Origin of the sequence: Mesorhizobium sp. M0340, assembly GCF_040321535.1 — a bacterium.
Taxonomy (GTDB): Bacteria; Pseudomonadota; Alphaproteobacteria; order Rhizobiales; family Rhizobiaceae; genus Mesorhizobium.
This window is the reverse complement of sequence record NZ_JAMYRR010000062.1, coordinates 1-6,657: the sequence shown is the minus strand read 5'-3', so window position 1 is coordinate 6,657 and position 6,657 is coordinate 1. Positions and strand designations below refer to the sequence as shown.

Annotated in this window: 6 protein-coding genes and 3 pseudogenes; 1 reads left to right on the top strand and 8 read right to left on the bottom strand. The window is 59.0% G+C overall.

Translation table 11 applies throughout. The annotated features are described in order from the left end of the window. The 6 genes and pseudogenes from NKI79_RS32990 to NKI79_RS32965 form a co-directional block, all read right to left on the bottom strand. A partial coding sequence (locus NKI79_RS32990) for a site-specific integrase (RefSeq protein WP_502909890.1) occupies positions 1–712 on the bottom strand: 712 nt, incomplete at its 3' end. 119 nt (positions 713–831) lie between these two features. Next, on the bottom strand, positions 832–969 hold the full coding sequence (locus NKI79_RS32985) for a hypothetical protein (protein ID WP_352807461.1): 138 nt from the start codon (positions 967–969) through the stop codon (positions 832–834). Beyond that, a complete protein-coding gene (gene tnpA, locus NKI79_RS32980; RefSeq protein WP_352807458.1) occupies positions 966–1,400 on the bottom strand; it encodes an IS66-like element accessory protein TnpA in 435 nt (144 codons plus the stop codon). Before tnpA ends, NKI79_RS32985 begins: the two co-directional genes overlap by 4 nt. A gap of 177 nt (positions 1,401–1,577) precedes the next feature. Further along, positions 1,578–2,519: pseudogene (locus NKI79_RS32975) on the bottom strand (IS630 family transposase). A gap of 55 nt (positions 2,520–2,574) precedes the next feature. After that, positions 2,575–2,757: pseudogene (locus tag NKI79_RS32970) on the bottom strand (hypothetical protein); the annotation flags it as partial. Positions 2,758–2,831: 74 nt separating this feature from the next. Beyond that, positions 2,832–3,052, bottom strand: a pseudogene (locus NKI79_RS32965) (aminotransferase class I/II-fold pyridoxal phosphate-dependent enzyme); the annotation flags it as partial. A gap of 396 nt (positions 3,053–3,448) precedes the next feature. Here NKI79_RS32965 and NKI79_RS32960 point away from each other — a divergent pair. Beyond that, complete coding sequence (locus NKI79_RS32960) at positions 3,449–4,300, top strand: alpha/beta fold hydrolase (RefSeq protein WP_352807456.1); 852 nt, start codon at positions 3,449–3,451, stop codon at positions 4,298–4,300. Between the two features lie 632 nt (positions 4,301–4,932). Here the strand turns inward: NKI79_RS32960 and NKI79_RS32955 are convergent. Together NKI79_RS32955 and NKI79_RS32950 are read right to left on the bottom strand one after the other, a co-directional pair. Beyond that, positions 4,933–6,327, bottom strand: coding sequence for a CapA family protein (locus NKI79_RS32955; RefSeq protein WP_352807455.1), 1,395 nt, complete (start codon positions 6,325–6,327; stop codon positions 4,933–4,935). Between the two features lie 82 nt (positions 6,328–6,409). Continuing rightward, positions 6,410–6,657: oligopeptide/dipeptide ABC transporter ATP-binding protein (locus NKI79_RS32950; RefSeq protein WP_352807453.1), on the bottom strand; the 248-nt coding region annotated here is incomplete at its 5' end.

Genomic DNA, 6,657 nt, shown 5'->3' with positions numbered 1-6,657 from the left:
CGATCGCATCGATTGCGCGCCGAACGTCATCCCATGCAAGGCGCGGCGGCAAATGCGCCAAACGCCAATGCGGCGTCCCTGGGACGAAGCGGGCGAGATCCTGGTCATTGTGGCCAGCCCAATACAAAAACCGAAGAAATGTTCGGATGTGAGAGGTCGCCGCCGTGCGGGTGGCGGAGGTCGCCGATAGCGACAGCCGATGCTCAACGGCGGCGAAGACATGCTCCGCCGTCAACGCTTGGGGCTCTTGGTCGGGATGATGATGGCGGAACCAATCCAGAAAGCGGCGGCCGCCCAGAAGAACGCCTTCGCGGGTCTTCGGCTCAAGTCCCCGCACCTTGCGCAGATAGTCCGAAAAGGAGGCCAGAAGCGGAGCATCTGGATCATCCTCTACACTTGGAACGGAACCAATGAACCGCTCCGGAGCCACTCGCCGTGCGTGTCCCAGAGCCGATCCTGCCCCGATGCGCGGAGTATCCGTAGTAAACGTGCACAAATAGCTGTCGATGACATCTTGAGGGATCGGCATCGGACCACTGCGCGGCCCGGCAAACTGGCTAAAGCGCGCAATCCGGCTCAGGTAAATCTTGGCGGATGCTGGCTTATAACCAAGCATGAAAAAATGCTCCGCGAAGCGATCCATCTCGCCACCGAGTGCACCGCTACGCAGGCGCTTGAGCACCCTGCGATACGAAAAATAGAAGTCGAGCATCCTGCCCCTCCAGCATTGCGGCGCAGGGGGATCCCGCGTCCGTCAGAGAGGCATGAAATATTATGTGGCGGAGGATTCCAGGCTTGGCAGGCTTGGCGGGCATCTGCGCAGCTCCGCCACTAATCTCGCCCGACACATAAGAACGGATCGGCCCCCATCGTCTCTCGCATCAGCGCAGCCAATCCCTCCGCACCCTTGCGGAAGCCGACCGGCTTCGTCGCCACCATGACCTTGACCGCACCCGTCGGCCCGATCACGACGTCGCCTTCAGCGCGCGGATCACTGCGGCCACCGTCTTGGTATCGGCGCCCCGGCCGACGCGCATCGCGATGCCGTCGATCTCAAGCTCGATCATGCCGGCGTCTCGAGTAGCTTGCCGTTTCCGCTGCTTCGCTGGACGCCTGGCTACAGGCTCCGCCGCCGCCACAACCGCCGGCACGAAGGCAGGAGAATCTTGCTGCACCGAAGCAGCCTGTTTGCGCGCTTCGCGGCGCCAGGCGAAGACCTGCTGCGGCCTGAGGCCATACCGGCGGGCGACCTCGGAAACGACTGCGTTCGGCTCCAGCGTCTCCGCGATGATCCGCGCCTTGTCATCCACCGACCAATGACGCCGACCGCCGGCACCGTTGATCACCTCGAAGCGCCGAGGCTGCCGATCCGGGTCAAGCGTAAGGTCAAGTCCAGACACAAGCCGATCTCCGATCCCAATACAGGATCGGCAACCTCACAGATCGCGACCACTCCCGAAAGGTGGTCCCACAACAGCGCTTACGCCGTGACAACAATCATGGCCATTTTGGTCTCCTTCGCATCTCTCTCGCAGCTTCCCGAACAGCGTCAACAGCCCGACTAGAGCACGTCCGGTTTAATCCGGTTCATAGCCTGCGGCCTTGAAGTAGTTTGCGCATTCTGTTGGCGTAAAAAGGTCGACGAGCGCGCCGACGGTGTCCCATAGGGCCGCGATTGTCCGCTCGGCCCTCGCCCGCAGGAGCGCCTTGAGCTTTGCGAAGGCGTTTTCGATGGGGTTGAAGTCGGGACTGTAGGGCGGGAGGAACATCAGCCTTGCACCGGCGGCTTCGATCGCCTCGCGCACGCCCCCGGACTTGTGCGCCGGCAAATTGTCCATACGACGACGTCGCCTGGCGCCAGGTTGGCGCCAGCACCTGCTTGACATAGGCGAGGAACACGACCCCGTTCATGGCGCCGTCGTAGACGAAGGGCGCGGTCATTCCGGTCAGCCTGAGCGCGCCGGTGAAGGTCGTGGTCTTCCGGTGGCCGTGCGGCACGCCTGCCCGGCAGCGTTCGCCGCGCGGCGCTCTTCCGCGCAGGCGAGCCATCTTGGTCGACAGCCCGGTCTTATCGATGAAGACGAGCTTTGCCGGATCGAGGTCGAGCTGGCCGTCGAACCAGGCACGCCGGCGCTTCAGGATGTCGGGACGATTTTGCTCCAGTGCGTGTGCGGACTTTTCTTGAACGTCCAGCCGTGCCCCCGCAGCCAGTCGCTCAACGTGCTGCGGCCGATGCGCATGGACCGCTCGGCCAAGAGCTGCTTCACCATCTCGTTCAGCGTGATGTCCTTGCGCTCCTCGATCATCCCGACGATGAAGTCGGCATGGGCGTCGAGACGCGAGCCGCGCCGTCGTCCCTGCGGTCGCGGCGTCGTCTCGCCCCTCCGGGCTCTGCCGATCCAGCGGATCGCGCTCGATATCCCGACACGGAACCGAGCCGCTGCTTGGCGGGCCGATGCTCCTTCACCCGCCGCCTTCACGACACGTGACCGCAGATCCTCACCAAGTGCTCTCGCCATCGTCCACGTCCATAAAGTGGACGTTGAATCACTCAAACCGATTCGCGTCACATCACAATCGATTCATCGATCCCCGGACGTGCTCTAGGTCTCCAGCCGGCACGGAATGCTTCGACATCTTCTCGCCGTTCCCCGGCGACAATGACGTCATAAGCCAACTCGAACGACTGAGTTCCATCGAAACGAAAATTGCGCCAAGATCGGTGCGGATGGTCGGTTGTGAGGGTCGTTTAGTCATCCGCATGGGCGCTTTCAGAAGGAGTTGAGACGACCTCATTCTGCAAAAACACCGGCCGTCATCCAGGCCATGGGATTTTTTGCGAAATGCGCACGTAGCGCATCGCCCTGTTCGATCAGATCGAACGCCTTCAGCGAAGCCCTGCTATGGTGGCATAAGCGCGTCGGAGAAGGAGGTACGGCCGCGAGGGCTGGCGCAGCCAGTCGACGACCTGCTTCTTGCCTGATGTATAATCGCCGGATGCCCCGCCGAGCGCCTTGCCGAGCGTGCCGGTGATAATGTCCACCCTGCCCTCTCGTCACCATCAGGACGTGCTCTAAACGTCGTCGTTACGCACAGATGGAGGATGCCACTTGCGTCCGGGATCCTGACCAGGGATGGCTTTCGTCGGCATGAAGGCCAGGTAAGCGAGTTCGGCGTCCTGCCACCGGGTAATCACCGCTGCCTGTAACAGTGACTTCTACGCATTCCCTTAGGGGTTCCCCCTTGCCACATGCGACTCGCTCAGGCTGCGTGATAGGTCCGCACGACAAACTTGCGGTCCCCTGGACGTTGATTTTGTGCGGGAGCCCCCAAACAACGCCGATTCCCTGCTTTCGGCTGCCTGTTTCTGGTGCAAGGGACCGATGACCGGTTGGTAACATCAGGTACAAGCTGGTCGGTCCGCTCAAACATCCAAGTGAGGGAATTTATGATTGCTGAACATCGCATATCGGTTGGCGGTGTATCGACTTCGTATTGCGAGAGCGGGGCCGGCGAGCCAATTTTATTTCTACACGGATCTCCCCCCTTCGTATCGGGAAAGAGTTCTTTTGTGCGGCAGTTGAACGGGCTATCCGACCAATTTAGAGTGATCGCGGTTGACCAGATCGGTTGTGGTGGCACGGACTATCCCGCAGACTATCCGCCAGACCGCAAATATATTAACCGGCTCGGCCGCGTAGAGCATGTGATTGGCTTCATTGAAGCGTTGGGCCTGAAACAGATTACTTTGGCGGGCAATTCAGAGGGGTCGTTCGTCGCTGCGCGTGTCGCGATTGTACGTCCCGATCTTGTTTCCAAACTCGTACTCCTGACCGGCAACTCCGTGTCGCCGCCTTTTGGAGATGACCGTGACGAGGCCTGGATGCGAGCCAACGAGCAAGCTTACGACTATTCCCGCCCTATGCCAACCGAGGAGGAATTCATCACGGCGTGGCGCGGCTACGGGCAGGACGTGGAGGACGCAAAGCGAGAGGCCTATCGGCTGACTGCGGCGCGCGGACAATACGAGGTCGCTCAAAGACTGCCCGAAGAAGAGACGAATTTCCGACTTTATGTTGTGCTGCAGCAGAAATACATCATCCCATATCTTCACCGGCTCCAGACCAAAACATTGATCATCTGGTCCAAGAACGACCCTTTGGTGACCCCAGACCATGGGCTGAAGCTAGCAAAGCTGATCAGGAATTCGGATTTCCACCTGCTGAACAATGCTGGTCATGCCATCCACATCGACCAGAGCGAAGCCGTGAACAGACTGATCCGTAAATGGGCGTGCTAAGTCAATGCCGCAGGGGAACTACAGGCGCACCGCGTGGAGGCAATATCGTCAACGTGTGAGCCGTTGAAGCTTTCTCAAGACCGGGCGCCGAGCTGGCGAAGGGCTTGGCCGCCGCGGTGCATCATCGCAAATCACTTGGAATCGGCCTTTTCCAATTTATGTGAATGCAGCGACAAACACGATGTGAGCTATCAGCAGGTTGTCCATCGGGTCCCGACTGGGAAAGCGAGTTGTCGAAGCTTCAGTGATTCTCGGAGGACCGGATGCGTTCATAAGAATGCCCGGCTAATGCCGCACGGATATACTAAATCTTTAGCGAGCCCGGCAAGCCGGCTGCGCTCCTAAAGGAGAATGGGAAGCCGAACGCCTCTATGTGACCGAAGCCGGAAAGCGCGTTTGGCCGGCATTTCTTCCGATTAGCTAAAACTCTCCCTGTCGCAGGGGCTTTGCTGCTCTGCCGTTCTGAATCCATCTCTTATTCGTGACCTGATGCCGTTTCCGCATCCGCGATTGCATGCCCGCAGAACCCAGCATCAGGATTTCCTTCTCAGTGACGTTGGGCACCAAGATGTCGCGGCTCAAGGATCGCATGTGCGTCGCACTTTTCTGGGATAAGGCTGCTAATTCGCGCCTCAGAGACGCGTCATTGGTTTTAACCTTATAACGCCGACGTCGTTCTCAATATCGATTTGGGTCCCGAACGGCTTCGAAAGCTTCTGTAGCCGCTGCAGGATTACTCTTCCCAGAGGTGCGGATGCTAGACGCGGCACCCCTCGGTTGGCAAACCGCTGCGAGCGACGAAGCTCGATGGGATAAAGCCTCAATTCAGCAAGCTGGTTATGCCCAAAGCGGCTGATGGCGACAACGCTCTCGTAAAAGATGGCGTCGCTTTGGGGGCCGATTCGTCCTTCTGCAGTAGGGTATCCTTTTGCCAAGTGGTCGATCGTCACCTCGGCATCCGTATTGATCCGGGGGTCCTTCCCGAATAGATCAAACATGTCAGCCCCTGCTGGTGTCCGGAGATCCTGGCAAAAGAAATTTCCTAGACTATAGAAGATCGGTCTCCCTTTGTAGATCTCAATGCCTCGTAATATATGCGGTCCGTGTACGATGTATGCGTCTGCACCCGCATCGATAAGCCTTCGGGCAAACGACTGTTCGTACTCGAGTGGCTCTTGGCACCATTCCCCGGGCTCGTGCCCGTGGTTGGTGGCGATGCAGAAGTCGGACATTTGCTTGCCTTGACGGACGTTTCGCAGAATGTCATCGATGTCGCGCGCCTCAGGGTCGAAGTTGTAGTCGACCTTGTCTCCTGCCTTGTACACTACCTCCTCAAGTACAACACGGTCTGGGTGCTGTATGGCTGGAGGGTAACCTGGTAATGCATGCCGTATCAGCCGCAAGGTTTCAAGCAATTCCCGAGGAACTACGATGCTTTTCGTTAAGCGAAGGCTGTTGAGTCCAGGCCTGCCGGGAGCCTCCCCAACGGGATTGCACGCTCGAGCCATAGGCATGAAGGTTGTAGCAAACGAGATCATTGCCACGCGACCGCGAGGGGTCTCCAAGAACCGCGCGGCACCGGCTTGGGCAAGCGTTTCATCTGCACCTGCGTGAACGATTCCATTCTGTTCAAGTGCGCGGCTCGTTTCACGCATGCCTTCAACGCCCCAGTCGAGCGTGTGGTTGTTCGCACGACTAAGCATATTGAAGCCCATCGCTTTTAAGTCAGCTCCAAGTTCAGGTGAGCTGATGCAATACGCACCACCATATTCAGCCTGGGGGCATCCTTTGGATTGAGCATCCAAGATGTTCGTTTCCAAGTTCCCAAATGTAACGTCGGCCCCCTGAAATGTCTTAAGAACGTCAGAAAGGCCTGGATGGTGTCCGTTCGTTACTGGCCGCGCGTAGAGCAAGTCGCCGACTGCTGCCATTGTGAAGCCGTCTGCGACGTTTGTAGAAGTTGAACCAATCGTATCGAAACCGCCGTCCTCTGGAGTCGGACGAATAACACTTTCCTGCGAATTCATGTGATCTCCGTATTTCCAAGAGTGTGAACTAGACTGTCCCTGCCCTTATGCTTCGATACCGGACCAAATCACCAGGCTGAGCCTATATGAGCACGCGCCGATCACCCGCCACTGCTGGCTGGGTAAGAACTTCGGCGGCCGGAGCGCGCACGTGACAGGCCACGACGCGTCCGTCATCCAGCGGGACCAGAGGCGGCACGTCGACCCGGCAACGCTCGACCGCGAGCGGGCAGCGCGGATGAAACGCGCATCCGCTCGGCGGATTGATCGGGCTTGGCACCTCGCCCTCGACGGGAGCCTTCAGCCGAACCCGCGTCGGATCCGGCACCG

Excerpts from the sequence above, each read along its gene's own strand:
- NKI79_RS32955 (WP_352807455.1), bottom strand. The coding sequence starts at position 6,327 with ATGAATTCGCAGGAAAGTGTTATTCGTCCGACTCCAGAGGACGGCGGT.
- NKI79_RS32960 (WP_352807456.1), top strand. The coding sequence starts at position 3,449 with ATGATTGCTGAACATCGCATATCGGTTGGCGGTGTATCGACTTCGTAT.